At 62.7% G+C, this 18,518-nt stretch carries 20 protein-coding genes, 2 tRNA genes and 1 pseudogene; 9 read left to right on the top strand and 14 right to left on the bottom strand.

The window, feature by feature from the left end; all coding sequences use genetic code 11:
* Positions 1-342: 342 nt before the first annotated feature.
* The gene (locus IYY11_RS10795) at positions 343-717 is read right to left on the bottom strand and encodes a hypothetical protein (protein ID WP_196403848.1); all 375 of its coding nucleotides are present in this window, start codon (positions 715-717) and stop codon (positions 343-345) included.
* 239 nt (positions 718-956) lie between these two features.
* Between IYY11_RS10795 and IYY11_RS10790 the strand changes: the two genes are divergently transcribed.
* On the top strand, positions 957-1,232 hold the full coding sequence (locus tag IYY11_RS10790; RefSeq protein ID WP_018408452.1) for a hypothetical protein: 276 nt from the start codon (positions 957-959) through the stop codon (positions 1,230-1,232).
* Between the two features lie 82 nt (positions 1,233-1,314).
* Here IYY11_RS10790 and IYY11_RS10785 read toward each other — a convergent pair whose 3' ends face one another.
* Complete coding sequence (locus tag IYY11_RS10785) at positions 1,315-2,133, bottom strand: hypothetical protein (protein ID WP_196403847.1); 819 nt, start codon at positions 2,131-2,133, stop codon at positions 1,315-1,317.
* Positions 2,134-2,568: 435 nt separating this feature from the next.
* Between IYY11_RS10785 and IYY11_RS23300 the strand changes: the two genes are divergently transcribed.
* The 4 genes and pseudogenes from IYY11_RS23300 to IYY11_RS10770 all read left to right on the top strand — a co-directional run bounded on the left by IYY11_RS23300 (position 2,569) and on the right by IYY11_RS10770 (position 6,028).
* Positions 2,569-2,691, top strand: coding sequence for a hypothetical protein (locus IYY11_RS23300; RefSeq protein WP_281431692.1), 123 nt, complete (start codon positions 2,569-2,571; stop codon positions 2,689-2,691).
* Between the two features lie 821 nt (positions 2,692-3,512).
* Positions 3,513-4,679 (top strand): efflux RND transporter periplasmic adaptor subunit, encoded by a 1,167-nt coding sequence (locus IYY11_RS10780; RefSeq protein ID WP_246719855.1) that lies wholly within the window; start codon positions 3,513-3,515, stop codon positions 4,677-4,679.
* 105 nt (positions 4,680-4,784) lie between these two features.
* A pseudogene (locus IYY11_RS10775) lies at positions 4,785-5,492 on the top strand (TolC family protein); the annotation flags it as partial.
* A gap of 296 nt (positions 5,493-5,788) precedes the next feature.
* Positions 5,789-6,028 (top strand): hypothetical protein, encoded by a 240-nt coding sequence (locus IYY11_RS10770; RefSeq protein WP_196403845.1) that lies wholly within the window; start codon positions 5,789-5,791, stop codon positions 6,026-6,028.
* A gap of 1,510 nt (positions 6,029-7,538) precedes the next feature.
* On the opposite strand, the gene IYY11_RS10765 is transcribed toward IYY11_RS10770, so the two are convergent.
* The 7 genes from IYY11_RS10765 to IYY11_RS10735 form a co-directional block, all read right to left on the bottom strand.
* Entirely contained in the window at positions 7,539-7,751 is a 213-nt protein-coding gene (locus tag IYY11_RS10765; protein ID WP_196403844.1) for a hypothetical protein, read from the bottom strand.
* A 199-nt stretch (positions 7,752-7,950) separates the two neighbouring features.
* Entirely contained in the window at positions 7,951-8,277 is a 327-nt protein-coding gene (locus tag IYY11_RS23825; protein ID WP_210331300.1) for a nucleotidyltransferase domain-containing protein, read from the bottom strand.
* Positions 8,278-8,335: 58 nt separating this feature from the next.
* Positions 8,336-8,411: transfer RNA gene (locus tag IYY11_RS10755), tRNA-Thr, on the bottom strand.
* A gap of 107 nt (positions 8,412-8,518) precedes the next feature.
* Positions 8,519-9,331 carry a TrmH family RNA methyltransferase gene (locus IYY11_RS10750; protein ID WP_196403843.1) on the bottom strand — a complete coding sequence of 271 codons (813 nt, stop codon included), beginning with the start codon at positions 9,329-9,331 and terminating at the stop codon, positions 8,519-8,521.
* Entirely contained in the window at positions 9,328-10,194 is an 867-nt protein-coding gene (locus tag IYY11_RS10745) for a 4-(cytidine 5'-diphospho)-2-C-methyl-D-erythritol kinase (RefSeq protein WP_196403842.1), read from the bottom strand. The genes IYY11_RS10750 and IYY11_RS10745 overlap by 4 nt, the downstream gene beginning before the upstream one ends.
* Before the next feature lie 43 nt (positions 10,195-10,237).
* Positions 10,238-10,312 (bottom strand) — tRNA-Gly (locus IYY11_RS10740).
* A gap of 132 nt (positions 10,313-10,444) precedes the next feature.
* A complete protein-coding gene (locus tag IYY11_RS10735) occupies positions 10,445-10,609 on the bottom strand; it encodes a hypothetical protein (protein ID WP_018408438.1) in 165 nt (54 codons plus the stop codon).
* Positions 10,610-10,925: 316 nt separating this feature from the next.
* Between IYY11_RS10735 and IYY11_RS10730 the strand changes: the two genes are divergently transcribed.
* Positions 10,926-11,474, top strand: coding sequence for a cupin domain-containing protein (locus IYY11_RS10730; RefSeq protein WP_196403841.1), 549 nt, complete (start codon positions 10,926-10,928; stop codon positions 11,472-11,474).
* Positions 11,475-11,477: 3 nt separating this feature from the next.
* Here IYY11_RS10730 and IYY11_RS10725 read toward each other — a convergent pair whose 3' ends face one another.
* Entirely contained in the window at positions 11,478-12,116 is a 639-nt protein-coding gene (locus IYY11_RS10725) for an invasion associated locus B family protein (RefSeq protein WP_196403840.1), read from the bottom strand.
* A gap of 75 nt (positions 12,117-12,191) precedes the next feature.
* On the bottom strand, positions 12,192-12,962 hold the full coding sequence (gene ubiG, locus IYY11_RS10720) for a bifunctional 2-polyprenyl-6-hydroxyphenol methylase/3-demethylubiquinol 3-O-methyltransferase UbiG (protein ID WP_196403839.1): 771 nt from the start codon (positions 12,960-12,962) through the stop codon (positions 12,192-12,194).
* A gap of 196 nt (positions 12,963-13,158) precedes the next feature.
* Between ubiG and IYY11_RS10715 the strand changes: the two genes are divergently transcribed.
* The 3 genes from IYY11_RS10715 to IYY11_RS10705 all read left to right on the top strand — a co-directional run bounded on the left by IYY11_RS10715 (position 13,159) and on the right by IYY11_RS10705 (position 15,416).
* Positions 13,159-14,391 carry an aspartate kinase gene (locus IYY11_RS10715; protein ID WP_196403838.1) on the top strand — a complete coding sequence of 411 codons (1,233 nt, stop codon included), beginning with the start codon at positions 13,159-13,161 and terminating at the stop codon, positions 14,389-14,391.
* Positions 14,392-14,472: 81 nt separating this feature from the next.
* Complete coding sequence (locus IYY11_RS10710) at positions 14,473-14,904, top strand: hypothetical protein (RefSeq protein WP_196403837.1); 432 nt, start codon at positions 14,473-14,475, stop codon at positions 14,902-14,904.
* Between the two features lie 128 nt (positions 14,905-15,032).
* The gene (locus IYY11_RS10705; protein ID WP_018408432.1) at positions 15,033-15,416 is read left to right on the top strand and encodes a DUF2267 domain-containing protein; all 384 of its coding nucleotides are present in this window, start codon (positions 15,033-15,035) and stop codon (positions 15,414-15,416) included.
* A 3-nt stretch (positions 15,417-15,419) separates the two neighbouring features.
* On the opposite strand, the gene murJ is transcribed toward IYY11_RS10705, so the two are convergent.
* The 3 genes from murJ to IYY11_RS10690 all read right to left on the bottom strand — a co-directional run bounded on the left by murJ (position 15,420) and on the right by IYY11_RS10690 (position 18,445).
* Positions 15,420-16,949 (bottom strand): murein biosynthesis integral membrane protein MurJ, encoded by a 1,530-nt coding sequence (murJ, locus tag IYY11_RS10700; protein ID WP_196403836.1) that lies wholly within the window; start codon positions 16,947-16,949, stop codon positions 15,420-15,422.
* A 41-nt stretch (positions 16,950-16,990) separates the two neighbouring features.
* Positions 16,991-17,362, bottom strand: a complete 372-nt coding sequence (locus IYY11_RS10695) for a hypothetical protein (RefSeq protein ID WP_246719854.1) — start codon at positions 17,360-17,362, stop codon at positions 16,991-16,993.
* Positions 17,363-17,482: 120 nt separating this feature from the next.
* Positions 17,483-18,445 (bottom strand): glycosyltransferase family 2 protein, encoded by a 963-nt coding sequence (locus IYY11_RS10690; protein ID WP_196403834.1) that lies wholly within the window; start codon positions 18,443-18,445, stop codon positions 17,483-17,485.
* Positions 18,446-18,518: the final 73 nt, after the last annotated feature.

Genomic DNA, 18,518 nt, shown 5'->3' with positions numbered 1-18,518 from the left:
GCGGTAGGTGACGCGCGGGTCGACACGATCCAGCATGTCGTTCCCGCCGAACTCGACGAGAACGAGATCTGGATTGGGTTGCTACGCCTCGTTGATGCGCGCGTAGCCGTCGGAACTCGTGTCGCCGGGGTTGGAGCCGTTCCAGACGACAACGTTATAGCCGTCGGCGAGCAGCCGGTGTTTGAGCTGAGCCGGAGAGCAACAGGTTAAAACAAGTCGGCAGGAACGAGGTTGATGGGAGACGCGCCGCGGTCCTCATGTCCCGCTTCCCTGCGCCGCGGCCCCTGGATGGCGCCTCACGAGCGAAGGGACGGCAGCGCCGGCGCGAAGCAACTGCGCCGATCACCCGGCCTCAAAACATCGCGCACGGGCGCCCGTTCTTAGGTCCCTTAGCTGAGCGGTTACCGGGGAGCTGTCATTGACATGGATGCTGATGATATTGTTGTAGAATCCAAAGCGGTAGTCAGTCTTCATAGGATAGGATTGGCCCGCCGCGACATAGAAGCAATAAGAACTATATTGCGGATTGGCTCTCATAGAGATCGAGCAATGTACGGAATAGTTCAGCGGCGCGCACTTGAGCGCGACGTCTTTCGAGGGAAGCCCGAAATTATTGGCGCTCATCGCCCCTGCGACGGCGCTCTCAGAGATCAAACTCAAGGCCGCGCACGTCGCTGCGATCATCGACAGTTTTTGGATCATCGATAGTTTTTGCATGTAAGACCTCGCAGCTGCGCCTAAGACGCATATGGGGCAGTAACGGCGTTCCTTTACGCACCGGAAATCGCCGCGGGCGCTCTTATTACGGATCCCGCTTCCGCGCCTATTCAGATAAGGCGCAGCTGTCATCGAGCGAAAGAGATTATCGGCAAAGATCTCTCCAGCCCGCCGCATTCTATGCTAACATTCAACACGGCGCGCCTCGCGCCGGGCGAAATGAGCCCGAGGAGGCGACGATGAACAATAGAATATGCTCTTGCATCCCGCCGCCGGTCGGATGGAGCGTCAACCGGCAAACCCATCCTGCAATCACTCAAGCGATCTTCGCTCTCTCCAATAACGAGCGAACGCCTGAAGCGATTTGGGAGGCGCCTACGCCAGAAGAGTGGCGGAGGATTTCTGAACTCGTCGTCGAATATGTCATCGACGGCGATTTCGCCGTCGACAATGGCAAATTCGCCTGGGGGCCGTTCGAAACGCTTCGCCTCTTGCCGGCGCGTCGCAACGACTGAATGCGATCGCGTCGTATGCTCGCAAGCAACGCGGCGCGAGCGCTGCGAGAAACTGCGCGTTCGCCGGAGCGCGCGCCGATAATCAGTAGCGAGGATACATTGGCGGTTCGAAGGGGCCGGGCTCAAAGCCGTCGAGTTCTCGCGCGAATTGGCGCTGACGCGGAGCCGCGGCGCGCGACTGTCCGCGCGCATTCCCGAGAATTTCTCCGCTCTCCGTGACGACCACCCAACGACCGCCGCGTTCCTGAATGGCGATCACCCGACCAACGCCCGGCACCACTTCGCCGGGTTCGACGCCGATCATGCCCCTGTCCGATTCAATAAGTGCGGCGCCTTGATAGACGTCGCGCACCCTGTAGCCGCTAACGACTTTCGAAGCCGGCGCAATCGTCTGGACGGGCGTCATGTCGACTTTAGCGTTTTCGCTCCCGGCGGCGCGCGCGACTTTGGCCTGCCCCTTTTCGGGCAAACGCGTCACGGGCGGCGCTTTCGCGGCGACGGCAGCGGCTTGGTTTTCGATCGCGGGCGGAGGGGGACTGGCGGGCTGCGCGCGAGCACGGTCGGCCTCTTGTCGTTTCTCCACGGCGTCCAATTTCGCGCGCAGCTCGTGCACTTGATCTTGAAGGGCGGCGATCCGACGCTTCGACGCTTCGTCCAAGACCGGGATCGTGACCTGCTGCGGCGCCTGCGCCTCAGCCTTTTGAACTGTCGCGTCCTTGGAACGGTCGGGCGCATAAAAATGCGTGGCCGCAAGTCCGGCAAGCCCGATCAACGCGGCGATCAGACCATAGCGGACCGGCCGAGCGCCGCGGCGATCGATGACGATCTCCACCGGCAGTTTTGCTGGCGGGCCGTGTCTTTTCGGCTGTGGCGGCTCCGGCGGAATGATGAGGTCGTGCATGCGTGGAATCCCACCTTCGGTATAGGGCGGAGATTTTATGCATGCGCCTGAATCGCGGCGAAATGGCGTCGATTCTCTTCCGCCGCTGCGCCTTACGCAGAGGCAGTGCGGGCAGGGGATGAGAGCGTCGCCCGGCGTGAAGCGCTCAAGTTACTTGAAGGGATATGGAGCAGGCGGCGTATTGAGAGGCCGGGGACCCGGCGACGCCGTCATCACCGTATAGAGTCGCTCAAAGAAGCAACTCGAATCATAAGGCTCCACGCCCCTGTTGCATTCAGGCCGGGGAATATAGAGCGGGGGTTGCAGGTGATCGGAGAGGGCGATGCAGACAGGGTCTATGTAAGGTTTTCCGACGTTGTCCGTGACGATCGGGTGGCCGCATTGATCCAAAGGCGGCGCCGTCTCTGCGCCCGCCGGGACTGGCGGAGGCGCCGCATGCTTCTGCTTCGCATCGGCGGCGCTGGAAAGCGCAACGGCCAAAAGAGCAACGGCAAGGGCTCCTCTGCTGAACCCGGCGCACAGGCTTCGACAGGGGTTGCGGCGGCGGCGCGCCACTGAATTCGCCAGACGAGTGCTTCTCAACGAAATCCTCACGATGTTCCTCTTGAAATCTCGTGTCGGTCAGCGCGGCGTTACTGCTCTGGGATCGGATCCAGCCCTTATAGCCGATCGTCTCCTAGCCGCCGAGTTCTTCTTCAGGAGCGGCGCGCGAGGGGTTTGACGACCCGGATGGCGGACGCGCGTCTTTAGTCTCATCTAACCCCTTATCGACTAGGTATTTTCCACAAGTGGAGCGCTGCTGCGCCGAAGGCTAGGAAGAACCATTGATCTGAACATTGCGGCAATCACAACAGTTGTCGTGGGCTGCGGCTTGGTCTCATTGATCGGACCGAATTTCGCGGCGTATGTCTAGGGCGAGACGCTGGCCGTCTCGCCCTTTTTTTGAACACGCCTAAGCGTGCGTATAATTGCCTTTTCCCGGGCGCACGCCGACGTCTCCGCGTCAGTTCCTGCGGGGACGCGGCGCGCGCGGCTTCTGAGCACATGTCGGCGTCGAGCCAAAACCGACGCGGCGCAATGCCGGGCGCGGCGCGCGCACATCAATGACGCGAGGACCGCGCGCTCGAGCCGCGTCAGCGCGCAAGAGACAATCTCCAAATTAGGCCGCTGGCGCTCTAGCAATATTCCAGAAACAAACCAGTAGCATCTAAGTCATTTGGAAAAGCGCGCTGTCACTATTCAGTCGCAGTTCGCTGGCCTTAAGCTAGAACGTGAAGCAGAGCGCGTTGACTGTTTCACTTCCCTTGCGAATAAGCGGCGGGCCCTGGAGTATGAGTGTATGGAGCGGCAAACTGGACGTGAAGCGAGCGCTGGGTCGCATGAACCGTTTTTCCCTGAGCCGGCGCCAAATCTTCAGCGCCGCGACGGCCGGCGCATTGGTCCTGTTCGGCGCCCTCATTTATCGCTTCGTTCCGGAGAAGAGTTTCTCCCGCCAGGAGACAGTGCAGGCGCAAGAAGGGCGACGCGCGCCGCCCCTCGTGCGCAAGGGTAAAGCGATCTTCATTCCCGAGGGTTCGCCCTACCGGAGTCACATCGCTGTCGCCCCGGTCGAGATCCGCAACGTTAGCCTGAGCCGCATTGTCCCCGGCGCGGTCGAAGCCGATCCGGCGCGGACGGTGAGAGTATTGGCGCCCGTCAACGGACGGGTTGGCGAGCTCAACGTCGAACTGGGCGACAACGTCAAGAAGGGCCAGCCGCTGGCGACCATTGATTCAGGCGATTTGGCGCAGGCGGTGGCCGACGCTGAAAAGGCCCGAGCCACCGCGAAGCTGACCAAAAGCGCGCTCGATCGGGCTACGGGTCTGAACAAGGCGGGCGGTCTCGCGCTTCGAGACCTGGAGCAAGCGCAGAATGACTTTCTGCAGGCGACGTCGGAACTGAAGCGCGCCGAAGCCCGGCTCGACGTGATTGGCGACAACAGCAAGCTCACGGGCCAGCGTAAGATCACCCTCAATGCGCCGATCGATGGCACGATTACGGCGCTTGATACGGCGCCCGGCGACTTCATCGACAACACCACGTCGCCGATGATGACCATCTCCAATCTCGATCGCGTATGGGTCACTGCAAGCGTCCAGGAGAAAGATCTCTCCTTTGTGCAGAAGGGGGAAAGGGTCGAAGTCTCGCTTGTCGCCTATCCGCACGAAGTATTCGCCGGCAAGGTCGAAATTATTAGCCAATTGCTCGAGGCTGACACGCGCCGCAATAAAGTGCGCATCGCTTTCGATAACCCGAACGGCATGTTCAAATTGAACATGTTCGCGACCGTGCGCTTCTTCTCGCCGCCGTCGCAGCGCGTGGTTATTCCCCCCTCGGCTCTGATGATGGTCAACGACGCGTCGAATGTTTTCGTCGAGGTTGCGCCTTGGACCTTCGAGCGCAGGCCCGTCGATCCCGAAGCCGACATCAACGGCGGCGCCGTCGTCGTCGGCCTCACCGCCGGCCAGCGGATCGTCGTGCGGGGCGGGGTGCTCTTGAATGATTGAGCGCATCGTCGAGTTTTGCCTCAAGAACCGCGCTGGCGTGATATTGGCGACGGCGATCATTTTCGCCGGCGGCGTCTATTCGTGGACACAGCTCAAGATCGAAGCCAGCTCGCGCTCCAGCGCGACCTGCTGACCGCTCTCGCCGGCCGGTTCTCCTTTGACGAGATCGAGCAGAAATTCAGGCTCTCGCAGCTGAAGCTGCCGGGAACAGTTCCGGTGAGCGTGCCCTCAATGCTCGTCGCGCAACGTCCGGACATTCGCGCCGCCGAGGCCAATCTTCATGCCGCGACCGCCGCGGTCGGCGTCGCGCGCGCCAGCCGGCTGCCGAATATCACGCTCTCCGCCAATCTCGGCGCCAGCGCCTTTCATGCCGCGCAGCTCTTTGCGCCCGGCACAGGGTTCTACACGCTTGCCGCCAACGCCGCGCAGCCGCTTTTCGACAGCATGACGCTGCTAAACAAGGAACGTTCGGCGGTCGCGGCTCTGGAGCAGTCCGACGCGCAATATCGCAGCACGGTCATCAACGCTTTTCAGAACGTCGCCGACGCGCTGCGCTCCCTGCAGGTGGACGCCAGGGCGGTCGAAACCGCGCGCAAGAGCGAAGACGCCGCGAAGCGCAGCCTTGATATCGTGCGCATGCAATTGAAGTATGGCCAGGTCTCGCAGATCGCGGTGTTTACCGCACAGCGGATCTACTTCAGCGCCTCGTTGTTGCGCGTGCAGGCCGAGGCGACGCGTCTCGCCGACACCGCGGCGCTTTTCATGGCGCTCGGCGGCGGTTGGCGGAATCGCGATCCGGATATGCGTCACTAGGGTGACCGGCGCCGCGCATCGCCAGCGAGCAAAACGAACGCGCTAGATGCGAACCCATAGCTGGAGTTGCGTTGGCGTCATCGAACGTCACGCCCGACGACCGCGCCGCGCGCGCCTGCGAGTGTGAAACCGACGACTGTCAGTCGTCGGGCGCGCGCTGGGTCACCGTCGCTTCTGACGAAATTGTAGAGCTCACGGCGTATCAAAATTGCGGCGCGGCCCCTACCACAACTGAGTGACAGAAATATAACTCACCGCATGCGCTCACGTCGTGACGGCGCTGCTGGGAGAGTAAGATGTCGAAAGCAATCTTGGCCGCACTTTTTGTCGTGCTGTTTGGTTCAGGTTCGGCTCTCGCGAAGAGCCCCAGATGTTTTGAAGGTTACGTCAGGGCGCCCTGCGGTCCACCCCCGCCGTACTACGTCGAGGGCATGACGTATTGGGGGTATGCGCTGCCCCATGCCGAGCCGCAGGATCCCACCGGCCGAATAGTGCTTGAAGGCGCGGCAGGGGGAGGGGCGCCGGACGGCGATTAGCCGCCATACTCGGGTGACGGTAGGCGCAGCGCGAGTCGCTGCGCCTACGCACATCGGAAACTCGCACGGTTCTTCCTTTGGCTCACCCGCGTGACCGACCGACGGCGTCGCCATGCAGATGCCCCGGCGCATCGTCGAAAGCGCCGAGCGATGCGCGCTTAAGTCGGACTATTTGCGGCATAGGCTTTAAGCCTTACATTACGCTGAGCGACGACCGCCCCCAAATCGTCGTCGCCCATAGAACGCCCCGACCGTGGATGTAACTGCGGGGCGTTCTTGTTTTGCTTGGGCTACTTGAATTCAATCAACACGCCGTCTGCCCCCAGCGCAGTCTGCAATCCTTGGCGTGTTGCGCTTAATTTCATGGTGACGCCATTCCCATTCGTTAGCCACATCGTCCCTCGCCCGCGCTCAGCAATAGCCCAACCCCGTCGCACCTGAACGTAAGCCCCAGGGAAATCCGAAAGCCTCGTAAGGCCATAAACGGCGCCAGAGGCCGTCAATTTGGAAGCTCCTATACCGCCAATTCCCAATCCCCCAACAGTGATGGGATAGGATTTTCCAGCGTATTCTAGTGTCCCACCGCCAAGCGAGCCGGAGCCAATGAACGCGACCTGGATTTGCTCGATCGTCACTGTGGCGGACGGCTTTCCAGCGGGAGCATCTTGGGCAGACGCAGGGGCGCCAAATGGCGCGAAGGCCGAGGCGAACATTAGAAAGAAGCAGACAGCGCCGGAAGGCAGTGCACAACTATTGAACATTAATTTTCCTCTCTCGAAACACGATGCGCCAGCATCCGCCGACTGGCCACGTCGATTGTCGCCGCCAGATACACGAAGCCGCGCCGCATGGGAATGTCGCTGATGTCCATCGTCTGCATGCTTGGCGCAATCTAGCTGGAAGCTAGATACGGCGGCCAGTCCGGCATGACCTGCACCTCACGGGCGCCGCATTCCCGGCGACGAAGCGTCGCGTCTGGCAGTCGCGATTAAGCACCATACCCGCGCGCCTTGGACGCTCTCGGCGCGAAGGTCGGCGATCGTCGGCGGGGCGGGGCGCTGCATCCGGGGAGCATAGACGACGACCGGGCTTTTTTTGAGAGGGAGGGGGCGCCCGATAATGCCCCGAGCACGGATGAACTGGCGAGGCGTTTTTTCGATTGAACAAGAGGGGTAGGCAGCATCTCTCACGCAGGTCCCATATCTATTTCGGAGGGGGAACCAATCCTAAGCTTTGGCGTTCCTCTTTCGCTGCTTCAGATAAAAGCTGGGTGGGAGACATGCGCAGAACTTCGATTGCCTTAGCCGCCTCTATTCTTTGCTTCGCCGTCACGAGCACCGGAGCGAGCGCCATGACCGGTCCGGGACCATCAAGATCCCTTCCGGCAACCAATTATACCCCTAAGCAGGAAGCCGCGTGCAATGGCACGTGGGGGCGCTATGGATGTGGACCGGGATTTGTCCGTCGATGCAACGGGTGGCGTTGCTGGTGCGGTCCATGCTGGTAAACGTCATCCCTTGGCGTCGGCGCCGGAGAGCCGATTGACGAGCCTTTGCCGGCTCGGATCTTCCGCGAAATAGACATAGACGAGCGCCAAGCCGCCGGCGTCCTCAACAACGAAGGACTCGGCGGCCTTGCGGATCCGTAGCGGCAGGGGTAGCCGTGCTGGCGCATGCTCGACTCGGGTGGCGTTTTTCGAGAATTTGTTCTGCAGGCGCGCCAAGAGCGCTCGAAGTTGGGTGGCTCGCCAAGTCGATCTCAAACTTATCGAAGCGAAGATGTGGGCGGGTAAGATGTTCGAAGGCTTGGGCAAGCCGTTCCCCGCAGAACTCGCAGACGAGGCGAACGTACAATTAATTAGTATCGCCCCCCGCTTTCAGTGACCATGCAAATACGAGGAGCGTGCGGCCATATGTCGCCTGCTAACGTTGGAATAGCAGCACGCCATCCCGTGCTACTCCGCCTCCGACACGCTCTAGCCCGGCATCTTCGTTGAACCACTCAAGGTGTACCGGCGAAGAAAGGTGCAGGTCTGGCTCTCGCCGGAATGCATCAATGAAGTCGAACCAGTCCAAAAATTCCATTACGACAGCTAAGTCGATGTCACTGTCAGGTCTATAATCGCCTCGGGCTCGGCTGCCGTAAAGGTAGACCTCCTGTATCTCAGGGTGGCGATACGCCCACTCGACGATTGCCTTCCGATCCTCCTCGGAAAGGCCTCTCGGGTCTTCAATCGTGGCGCTATCCAACTAATTTTCTCAAAGTTGCGCTTAAGCGTGCCAAACCGTGCAAAATCACATAAGTATTTGGTGCCGGTTAGAGGATTCGAACCCCTGACCTACTGATTACAAATCAGTTGCTCTACCAGCTGAGCTAAACCGGCCCGTGGCGTCATCGAGGCGCATCGCGCGACTTCTCTATGCGTCCAAGCCGGCGGAGAGGTCAATCCCACGCGGGGCGCTCACCCGAACCTCATCCCCAGCCCCCACCTCACCCGAGCCGCGTCGTCACGACGCTCAGCGCGGCGGCGCAGGCGTTCGACACATTGAGGCTCTTGATCGGGCCCGGAAGATCGAGCCGCGCCACGGCGTCACAGCGTTCGCGCGTGAGGCGGCGCAATCCCTTGCCCTCTGCGCCGAGCACAAGCGCCAGCGGCTTTGACAGCGTAATGGTCGAAAGTGATTCGGCGCCGTCCGAGTCGAGTCCGACGCGCGCATAGCCGCGCGCGGCGAGGTCGTCGAGGGCGCGCGCAAGATTGACGACGGAGACGATCGTCGTGAACTCCAGCGCGCCCGAGGCCGCTTTGGCGAGGACGCCGGAAAACTCCGGACTATGCCGTTCCGTGACAATCACCGCGTCGACGTTGAAGGCGCAGGCCGTGCGCAGGATCGCGCCGACATTATGCGGATCGGTGATCTGGTCGAGCGCAAGCACCACGCCGCTGACGCTGACAATGTCGGAAATGTCCGCCTCCGGCAGCGGCCGCGCTTCGAGCAGCAAGCCCTGATGCACCGCCTCCGGGCCGAGCCGCCGCTCGAGATCGCGCGAATCAACGAGGCGCGGCTCGAGTCCCGCCGCCTGCGCAAGCTCGTTGATGCGCGGCAGCGCGGTTTCGGTCGCATAAAGCGTCAGCAGCTTGCGTTTGCGCGCCGTCAGCGCGGCGCGCACGGCATGAGCGCCGTAAAGCGTCACGAGGTCGGGCGAGGCGGCGCGGAAGAGGCTGCGCGTCTCGGACTGTGCGACCGTCGTGCGGCGGCCCCGCTCATGCGCGCTGCGGTCCTTTGGCGGCGGCCGGCGGGTCATCTCAGCACGGCCGTCTTGACCCACCATCCCGGATGCTGGGCGCGAATGACGCTGGCGGCGCGCACAGCCTCGCGCCGCGTCGAAAACAATGCAAAGCACGTCGCGCCCGAGCCCGACATCCGCGCGAGCCGGCTGCCCCGGGCGCCGCGCAACATGGCGAGCGCGTCGACGATCACGGGCGCCTGCAGACAGGCGGCGTCTTCGAGGTCGTTGCGCCCCTTCGCCAGCGCTGCAAGGAGTTCGTCCGCGCTTGGCCGCGCGGCGATGTCGGCATGCGCGGCGCCTGCGCGCAACGCGCCGGGTTGCAATCCGAGCGCAGCGAAGACCGGTCCGGTTGCGACCGGCGCCCCGGGGTTGAGCAGCACGGCCGGCAGGAGCGGCAGGCGAATCGGTTGGCCGAGAGTCTCGCCGGCGCCGCGCATCATTCGCGCTCGCGGGTCGAGGCAGACCGGCACGTCCGAGCCAACCGCGCGCGCGACCTCGACGATGCGCGGGTCGTCCGGCGCGAGATGATTCGCTTTGGCCAAAAGGCGCAGCGCCGCGGCGGCGTCCGACGAACCGCCGCCAACGCCAGCCGCGACAGGCAGGCGCTTCTCGAGTCGAAATCGGCCGAGTCGCAGGCCGCTTATCTCTTCGGCGAGCCGTCGTGCGGCGCGCAGCACGAGATTGTCGTCGCCGGCCCCTGCGGCGGAGGAGGTCGGCCCCGAAATTTCGAGCGACAGCGCGTCGCCTGGCGTGAAGGACAATGTGTCTCCTGCGCCGGAAAAGGCCACGAGGCTTTCGAGCGCGTGGTAGCCGTCTTCCCGACGGCCGAGCACATGAAGCGTAAGATTGATTTTCGCGGGGGCGCGCGTCGTCAGCATCTGACCCCGGTCTCCGCAGTGGGGGATTCGCGGAGCGTTGAATTGGAGCGGGCGAAGGGATTCGAACCCTCGACCCCAACCTTGGCAAGGTTGTGCTCTACCCCTGAGCTACACCCGCATCCGTCGCGCCGGCAAAGCAAGTCGCGCAGCCGTCGCGGCGTCGTTATGCCGGAAACGAATTTGCTTTGCAACTGGCGCGACGCGCCTGCGTCGACGCTCCGGAAGGGACGGCTCCCGGAGCGTCGCGACGTCACTGGATCATGCGCGCCGTGTTGCCGGTCTCTACCGTGATATTCGCGCTGTCCGGCGAGATCCAATGCGGAACCCAGGTAAGCGCGACGATGACGAAAGCGGTGAAGCCGATCAGATACACGAGGATCTTGCCGACCTCGCCGTCGTGAACATTAACGGCCATTTGCCTCTCCCATTCTATTGTTGTTCGGCTTTCGCCGGAAGGACAGGGACGGCGGCGGATGATGCAGCGATGAAAACCGCCGCCGTCCACCAGGACAGCTACAGGGGGACTGCCATGGCTGGGCGCAGTCTGCGGAAACGGCTCGCGGAAACAAGGACCACAGACAGTATTTCTGTTGGTCAAATACTTGGTATCATGAAACTTATACTTTCTGGATCCAGGCGTCGCGCGAGAGGCTGCAAGCCCTGCCGTTCGGCTTATCCGCGTGCTATCGACTTTTCAGCCATCGCCATTCGTTCAAACCGAAGGGGCCGTCATGTCCGAAGCTCTGAGCCATGAAGACATTGTCGATCTGCTCGCGCTCGAGCCCAATGCGACGTGCGGCTTCGTCCGGCTCACCTATACGAGCAAGCTGTCCTTCGGCGCGGACGCCTTACCGCCGCCCTTCGCGCGCAGCGGGCCAGTGGGTTCGGCGCTCTACTTTTTGGTGACGCCGCACGCGCCGGTTCGGCTGCACCGAATCCGCAACGATCAGCTCTATCATTATTACCTCGGCGATCCGCTGGAGCTGTTCCTGCTCCATCGCGACGGCTCAACCGAGCGCGTGGTGGTCGGACCGGATCTGCGCGCCGGCCAGCGCGTTCAGCTGCTTATTCCCGGCGACACATTTCACACGGCGCGGCTTCTGGGCGGCGGACGCTGGTTTTTTGGCGCCAGCACCGAATGGCCGGGCGTGATGCCGCAGGACGTTGAAATCGGCGATCTCGATCAGCTGGCGTCGAAATATCCAGGCGTGGCGCCCGAGATCCGCTCAATCGCGGCTTCGGTCAAAAGCGCTCCGACACCGGCAGGCCAGCCGCGGTAGGAGCTACTTGCATTCCTGGACGGCGCGGGCCAGCGCATCCGACAATCCCTTGAGCGAATAGCTGTCGGTGGTGCTTGTCCCTTTCGACGAAGCGGCCTTCACGGTGAGCTTGGCGCCGCCGCGCAACGCGCCGACGAATTCCTTCTCCCGCGACTGATCCTTCACCCAGGCGTTCGTTCCCTTGGTGATGAGTTCGTAGCTGTCGCCGTCGATGTCGGCGACAGCGGCGGAGCCGTCCTTTGTCGCATAGCCGAGATTGATCGCGACCTCATTGTGGATATTTTCCGCCGGTCGCGTCGAGATAAAGATATAGGCGGATGCGTCTTTGAGCTTCGCTTTCGGCGTACGCTCCTTGGGCTGGCCGAGCGCATAGCAGGTCCTGTTGCGGCCGCTTTGGGCGGCGTAGGCGCCCCATTCTCCGAAGTTTCCGAGTTGTTCCGGCTTGTCGGAGCCTTTGTCCGCCGGTTTCTCGGCTTTCTCGTTTTTTGCCGGCTTTCGCTTTTTGGCGTTGGCGTCCTCTGCCGGGGCGTCTTCAGCGCCCGGCTTGGGCTTCGCTTCCGCAGCGTTGAAAGCGAAGGCGATCGCCAGTCCGGCGGCGACAGCGACGAGAAGACGGGAGCGCGTGCGAGAATCTCTATGCATAGGCTCAGATTTTACCGGCGACGGCGGGTGCGAACAAGAGCTTCAGCGCATTCTCGCAACCCGACCGGCCCGAGCCTAGCCTTCTTTTCGAGCCGCCATCAGGTAATTGACGTCTGTGTCGTGGCTTTTTCGCCAGCTTCTGGTCAGCGGCTGGAAGCTCATCCCGACGCGATCGATTTCCCGCATGCCGCCATGACGCACCCATGACGAGAGTTCGTCCGGGCGGATGAATTTGTCATGGTTGTGGGTGCCTTTCGGCACCCAGCCCAGCACATATTCGGCGGCGACGATGGCCAGCAGATAGCTTTTCGTCGTCCGGTCGATCGTCGCCAGAAAGAGCAGCCCGCCGGGCTTCAGCAGCCGCCCCAGCATGGCGACGAATTCCCGCGGCCCTTCCACATGCTCGATGACTTCGAGCGCCGCCACCGCGTCGAACTGCTCGCCGGCCGCCGCGAGGTCTTCGGCGGTGATATTGCGGTAATCGATGTCCAGACCGGACGTTTCGGCATGCCGTTTGGCGATGGCGATGTTGTTGGTCGCAGGGTCGACCCCGGTCACATGAGCGCCGAGCTGCGCCAGCGACTCGCTCAATATGCCGCCGCCGCAGCCGATATCGGCGATGCGCACGCCCTCGAGCGGCCGGTCCGCCGGCGCGTTGAGCGCGCTGGCGTCATGTCGGATGAGCCGGCGCACGTGATCGCGGATATAGGCGACTCGAATGGGATTGATCTCGTGGAGAATCCCCATCTTGCCATTCTTGTCCCACCAGAGCTCGGCCAGGCGGTTGAAACGCGCGACGTCTTCGGGATCGACGCTGGCGGAGTGGGGAGCGGACTGTTGGGGCAAGAGGAACCTCGTGAAGATGCCGAGAATTATGCGCAAGCTCCTCGTCCTGAGGAGCGTGCAAAGCGCGCGCCTCGAAGGACAAGGAACTTGCGCCTGATTTCCTAGACGGGGCGCTCCCGTTGACAGGTCCGCCGACGCGGACACATATAGCGCCGCTTCCCGTAAGACGCGAGCGTCTCGCCCATTTTCGGTCTTCATGTCACGCCTGGTTATGAAATTCGGCGGCACCTCCGTCGCCACTGTCGAACGCATCCACAATGTCGCGCGCCATGTGAAGCGCGAGGTGGATGCTGGGCGTGAGGTCGCTGTGGTGGTCTCGGCGATGGCCGGCAAGACCAACGAGCTTGTCGCCTGGTGCAGGGAGGCGGCGCCGCTTTGCGATCAACGCGAATATGACGCCGTCGTCGCCTCGGGCGAACAGGTGACGGCCGGGCTTCTCGCCATGGCGTTGCAGAAGGCGGGGATGCCCGCCCGCTCTTGGCTCGGCTGGCAGACGCCGATCTACACCAACTCAACGCATGGCGCGGCGCGGATCGAATCGATCGACGGCTCGGGCATCCTCGAAGGCTTCAGCCACGGTGAAGTCGCCGTCATCGCGGGCTTTCAGGGCGTGCACCGTGAAACCGGGCGGATCACGACGCTTGGACGTGGCGGCTCGGACACGAGCGCCGTCGCCATCGCGGCGGCGATCAAGGCCAGCCGCTGCGACATCTATACGGACGTAGACGGCGTTTACACCACCGATCCGCGTGTCGTGCCGAAGGCGCGGCGCATGGACAAGATCGCTTTTGAAGAGATGCTGGAAATGGCGTCGCTGGGCGCGAAGGTCCTGCAGGTGCGCTCGGTCGAGGTCGCCATGGTGCACGGCGTGCCGACCTACGTGCGCTCGTCCTTCGACGATCCGGAAAATCCGGGGCAGGGGACGTTAATCTGCAACGAGGAGGACATTGTGGAAGCGCAAGTCGTCACAGGCATCGCCTTCTCGCGCGACGAAGCGCAGATCACGCTTCGCGGCGTCGCCGACAAGCCGGGGGTCGCGGCGGCGGTGTTCATGCCCTTGGCCGAGGCCGGAATCAACGTCGACATGATTGTGCAGGTCGTCTCCGAGGAGGGCATGACCGACATGACCTTCACCGTAGGAACCGCTGATTACGAGCGCGCCTTTGCGATCATCGAGAAGGTGAAGGATGCGATCGGCTTCGCGAGCATAACGGGCGAAAAAGACGTCGCCAAGATTTCCGCGATCGGAATTGGCATGCGCAGCCACGCCGGCGTCGCCGCCGAGGCGTTTCGCGCCCTGTCGCAGAAGGGCGTCAATATTCGCGCCATCACCACGTCGGAGATCAAGTTTTCCGTGTTGATCGACGAGGCCTATACGGAACTCGCCGTTCGCACGTTGCACTCGCTCTACGGCCTCGACGCCGCTTAGTCGGGCGGTATAGCGACGCTTGAAGGCGAGCGTTGCCGCGACATCTAGCGCAACCACAATGGTTCGCGTAGAGGATGTCCAATGGAAAAGCTTACCAGTAGCGTCGTCTCCGAGACGAAGCTTGATCCGACAGTCGCCAAAGCGGCTCTCGGCCTTGTGCTCAGTTTTCTTCGCGACAAGGATACGACCGGCAATATGCAGGTCATGATCGCCAAGATGCCGCGCGCGCAAGAGGCGATTGACACAGCTCAGTACACCGGCGACGGCGGGGTCACGCAGGTCATCGAAGGCATGACGAGCTTTATCGGACGCGGCCGCGCCGATGTAAATATTCTCGCCGGACAGCTCGAAAAGCTCGGGATCAGTGAAGCGCAGACCGACGCCTTGGTTCGCCAAGTGATCAATCGCGCAGAAGAAATTCTTGGTCCCGAGGGCGCCGAGAAGATCAGGAACATTCTGCCGGCGCTGCGTGAGCGTAGCGACTCGCCGACGGATCTGCGTCACTCGGCGTAACGATCTGGCTGACGCGCGCCGCGCGCGTCAGCCATCCGGCGCGTGTATAAACGCAATCGGAACGCTTGATTTTCCTTTCTGTCGCGGCGACAGTCCGGCGTCTTTCGGTTTGCGAAGGGGAGCCTGCAATGGATGAACTGGTGGCGCGCGTCTCGGCGGCCCTTGGCGTTGACGCAGAGGTCGCCAGGACGGCGGTGGGGCTCGTTCTGGGCTTCCTTCAAAAGGAATCGCGCGACGGCGCCGTCTCGGAGTTACTCGCTCAGGTGCCCGGCGCCCCTGAGGCGATCCAGTCCGCCGAATCCGCTGGCGGCGGCGGAGGCGGGCTTGCAGGCTTGATGGGGGGCATGGGCGGGCTGATGGGCCTTGCCGCCAAGCTGAACGGCGCGGGCGTCGACATGAGCCAGATTCCAAAACTGGGTCATGAGATTTTCGGCTATGCCGAAGAGAAAGTCGGGCCGGAGAAGCTGCGGGCGATCGTCGATTCGATCCCGGGCATCGCGCAGTTCGTTTGATCCCTATCGTCTAAGGCTTGCGATCGTCACCCCGCTCGCGCGCAGCGCGCCGAGAAGGGCGCCGGCGTAGACGAGCGCGCCGACGAGCGCGAGCGCGGTGAGCGCGACGAGGTTGGCGAGAGCGCCGAAATGCGCGCCGAGCGCCAAGGCGGATGAACGGCCGAAAATGGCGACCGCGGCGAGAAAGGCGCAGGCGACAAACGTCGCGCCGAGCGTCTTCACGAAAACGGCGTCGAATCGCATTCCTTCCTGGGCGAGCGCGAGTCCGACGAGCGCGGCGAGGTTGATCCACAATCCGACCGACGTCGCCGTCGCGAGCCCGACTGCCCCGAGCGGTCGAAACAGCACGATCTTCAACGCGACATTCGCGGCGAGCGCCGCCAGCGCGATGAGCATTGGCGTACGTGTGTCGCCGCGCGCCTGAAAACTCGCGCGCGCCGAGGCGATCAGCACGAGCGCCATCAGACCGGCGCCATAGGCGGCGAGCACGTCCCCGGCGGCGTAGGCGTCGGCCGCCGAGAATTTGCCGCGCTGGAAGAGCCCCGCGACGATCAACTCCGGGATCGTGTCGAAGGCGATAAAAAATGGCGCCGCCAGCGCGACGGTAAGCGCCATTGTCCGGCTCTGCGCGTGAAGCGCGCCCGCCTCATCGCCCGTCGCCAGACGGCGGCTCATCTCCGGCAGCAGCACCGTGCCGGCGGCGATGCCAATGACGCCGACCGGAAGCTGGTACAACCGCTCCGCGTAAGAAATCGACGACACGCCACCGTCGGGAAGCATCGATGAGAGAATTGTGTCGGCGAGCACGGCGATCTGCGGACTGGCCGAACCGATGATCGCCGGCCCCAGGCGAATGAAGAAATCGCGCACGCGCGACCAATGCGGCCTGCGCAAGCGCTGCAGGACGCCAATGCGCCGCGCTTGCCACATCAACAGTCCGAGTTCCAGAACGCCCGAGACGGTGACGCCCCAACTCGCCGCATAGCCGGCGTTTGGAAAAAGGAAGGCGACGGCGAGCGCCGCCATTACCGTAAGATTCATCAGAACGGGGGCGAAGGACGGAAGCGCGAAACGCCCATGAGCGTTCAACGCGCCTTGGTGCAAGACGAAAAGGGTGATGAAGAGCAGATAGGGAAAGGTGATGCGCGTCAGATTGACGGCCAGCGCGAATTTTTCTGGCCGGTCGTCGAGTCCCGGCGCGAGCAGCGAGACGAATTGCGGCGTCAGCGTCCAGACGATGGCGAGCAAGATGATCTGCGAGGCAAGGAGCAGCGTGTAGACTTCGCCGGCAAATTCTTCGGCCGCCTCGTCGCCCTGCTGCTCGATCGCCATCGAATAAGATGGGACGAAAGCCGCGTTGAACGCGCCTTCGCCGAAGATCGCGCGAAAACTGTTGGGTAGCCGCTGGGCGATGAAGAAAGCGTCCGAGACGGCCCCCGCGCCCATGATCGCCGACTGCATGGCCAGCGACAGAAAGCCCGTCACGCGCGAGAGCAGGGTGAAGCCGCCAACCGAGAGCAGATTGCGAATCATCGCAATCGTCCTAGCAGGATTCGGTCAAGCCTGCGCTCCCGTCAGTGCTGCGGGCAGTGCAGGTAGTATCCGCCGGTGATCGTGGCAAGCTCGTCGCCTTCGCCACGAGACCAACGAATGTTGGCGCTGCGTCGGCATTTGTCGGAAATGTCGGCTCGGCGCTCGTATGTGGCGACATCCTGATCCGCATCGACCGTGAACCCGTCGTCGCGCAGTTCATCTATGAGATCGTCGACCTCCGTCGAACCCACGTGAAAGCGTTGGGCGAGCCGCGCCTGGAAGACCCGCTGATCGGCCTCGGTTTTCGATTCGGGGAGGCCGTCGAGAAGGGTCGGCAGGGCGGGGGCCGCCACGAAGCGCCACATGCGGACGCCGAAGGCGGCGAAGAGCGCAATCAAGGCCGCGGCGATCAAGAGGTTTCTGCCGCGCAATGGCGAACGGCGCTCGGTGTTCATGGATTCACGCCTCGTCCCCTTTGTGCCGCTGCCGCGCGTGACGCATCTGCGAAAGCCCGCCCGTATTCGGTTGTCGACCTAGTCGCCCGCTTTGCCGTTGGCTAAGTCGTTCTCGCCCAGCCTCTCGGCGACGAGATAGAGCGGCCTTCCCTTTACCTCATTGAAGATGCGGGCGACATACTCGCCGAGCACGCCCAGCGAAATCAGCTGAACGCCGGAAAAGAAGGCGATTGAGACCACCAGAGTGGGAAAGCCCGGCGTATCCACGCCAAAAACCATGGTGCGGGCCCAATAGTAGCCGGCCATCGCGATCGCGAAGGCGGAAATCGCTAGGCCTACATAGGTCCACACCTTGAGCGGAATCGACGAAAAGGACATCAGCCCGTCGAGCGCAAATCGCGCAAGCCGAAAGAAATTAAATTTTGACGTTCCGCCGGCGCGGCCTTCGACGTCGAAGGGCACGCCGATTGATTTGAATCCGATCCAGGCGAAGAGGCCCTTATTGAAGCGCGCGCGCTCGCGCATCGTCAGCAGCGCGTCGACCGCCTGCCGGTCGAGAAGGCGGAAGTCGCCGGCGCCTGGCGGCAGGCGCACGTCGCCAAAGTCCTCCAGCAAACGGTAAAAAACATGCGTGAACGCTGCGCGCAGCTTGGGGTCGCTCGCTCGGTCGATGCGCTCGCCGTAGACGTTCTTGTAGCCTTCCCGCCACTTTTCGATGAAGAGCGGGATGACTTCCGGCGGGTGTTGCAGGTCGGCGTCCATGATGACGACCGCGCGTCCCAGCGTATCGTCAAGCCCGGCGACGATCGCCACCTCCTTGCCGAAGTTGCGGGAAAGCGACAGGGCGCGAAAGCGCGGCTCCTCGACGCAGAGGTCGCGTAAGATCTCCAGACTCTCGTCGCTGGAGCCGTCGTCGACGAAGATTGCCTCATAGGAGACGTCGCATGCGTCAACGGCCGGGGCGAGTCTGGCCGCGAGAGCGCGAAGATTTTGCGCTTCGTTGAAGACGGGGATCACGATCGATACATCAGGCCTGTTCATGGCGGCGTTTAAACCAATATTTATAGGCAGAGCATAGGATTAACGGGCGCAGCATAGGCGCAGTCGCCTGGGC

It is taken from the genome of Methylocystis sp. H62 (assembly GCF_015709515.1).
Taxonomy (GTDB): domain Bacteria; phylum Pseudomonadota; class Alphaproteobacteria; order Rhizobiales; family Beijerinckiaceae; genus Methylocystis.
Note: the sequence above shows the minus strand (reverse complement) of the source record. Positions and strands in the feature narration are given on the sequence as shown.

Coding starts and splice junctions, on each gene's coding strand:
- IYY11_RS10795 (WP_196403848.1), bottom strand. CDS start 717: ATGCAAAAACTATCGATGATCCAAAAACTGTCGATGATCGCAGCGACG.
- IYY11_RS10790 (WP_018408452.1), top strand. CDS start 957: ATGAACAATAGAATATGCTCTTGCATCCCGCCGCCGGTCGGATGGAGC.
- IYY11_RS10785 (WP_196403847.1), bottom strand. CDS start 2,133: ATGCACGACCTCATCATTCCGCCGGAGCCGCCACAGCCGAAAAGACAC.
- IYY11_RS23300 (WP_281431692.1), top strand. CDS start 2,569: ATGCTTCTGCTTCGCATCGGCGGCGCTGGAAAGCGCAACGGCCAAAAG.
- IYY11_RS10780 (WP_246719855.1), top strand. CDS start 3,513: ATGAACCGTTTTTCCCTGAGCCGGCGCCAAATCTTCAGCGCCGCGACG.
- IYY11_RS10770 (WP_196403845.1), top strand. CDS start 5,789: ATGTCGAAAGCAATCTTGGCCGCACTTTTTGTCGTGCTGTTTGGTTCA.
- IYY11_RS10750 (WP_196403843.1), bottom strand. CDS start 9,331: ATGACCCGCCGGCCGCCGCCAAAGGACCGCAGCGCGCATGAGCGGGGC.
- IYY11_RS10745 (WP_196403842.1), bottom strand. CDS start 10,194: ATGCTGACGACGCGCGCCCCCGCGAAAATCAATCTTACGCTTCATGTG.
- IYY11_RS10735 (WP_018408438.1), bottom strand. CDS start 10,609: ATGGCCGTTAATGTTCACGACGGCGAGGTCGGCAAGATCCTCGTGTAT.
- IYY11_RS10730 (WP_196403841.1), top strand. CDS start 10,926: ATGTCCGAAGCTCTGAGCCATGAAGACATTGTCGATCTGCTCGCGCTC.
- IYY11_RS10725 (WP_196403840.1), bottom strand. CDS start 12,116: ATGCATAGAGATTCTCGCACGCGCTCCCGTCTTCTCGTCGCTGTCGCC.
- IYY11_RS10715 (WP_196403838.1), top strand. CDS start 13,159: ATGTCACGCCTGGTTATGAAATTCGGCGGCACCTCCGTCGCCACTGTC.
- IYY11_RS10710 (WP_196403837.1), top strand. CDS start 14,473: ATGGAAAAGCTTACCAGTAGCGTCGTCTCCGAGACGAAGCTTGATCCG.
- IYY11_RS10705 (WP_018408432.1), top strand. CDS start 15,033: ATGGATGAACTGGTGGCGCGCGTCTCGGCGGCCCTTGGCGTTGACGCA.
- murJ (WP_196403836.1), bottom strand. CDS start 16,949: ATGATTCGCAATCTGCTCTCGGTTGGCGGCTTCACCCTGCTCTCGCGC.
- IYY11_RS10690 (WP_196403834.1), bottom strand. CDS start 18,445: ATGAACAGGCCTGATGTATCGATCGTGATCCCCGTCTTCAACGAAGCG.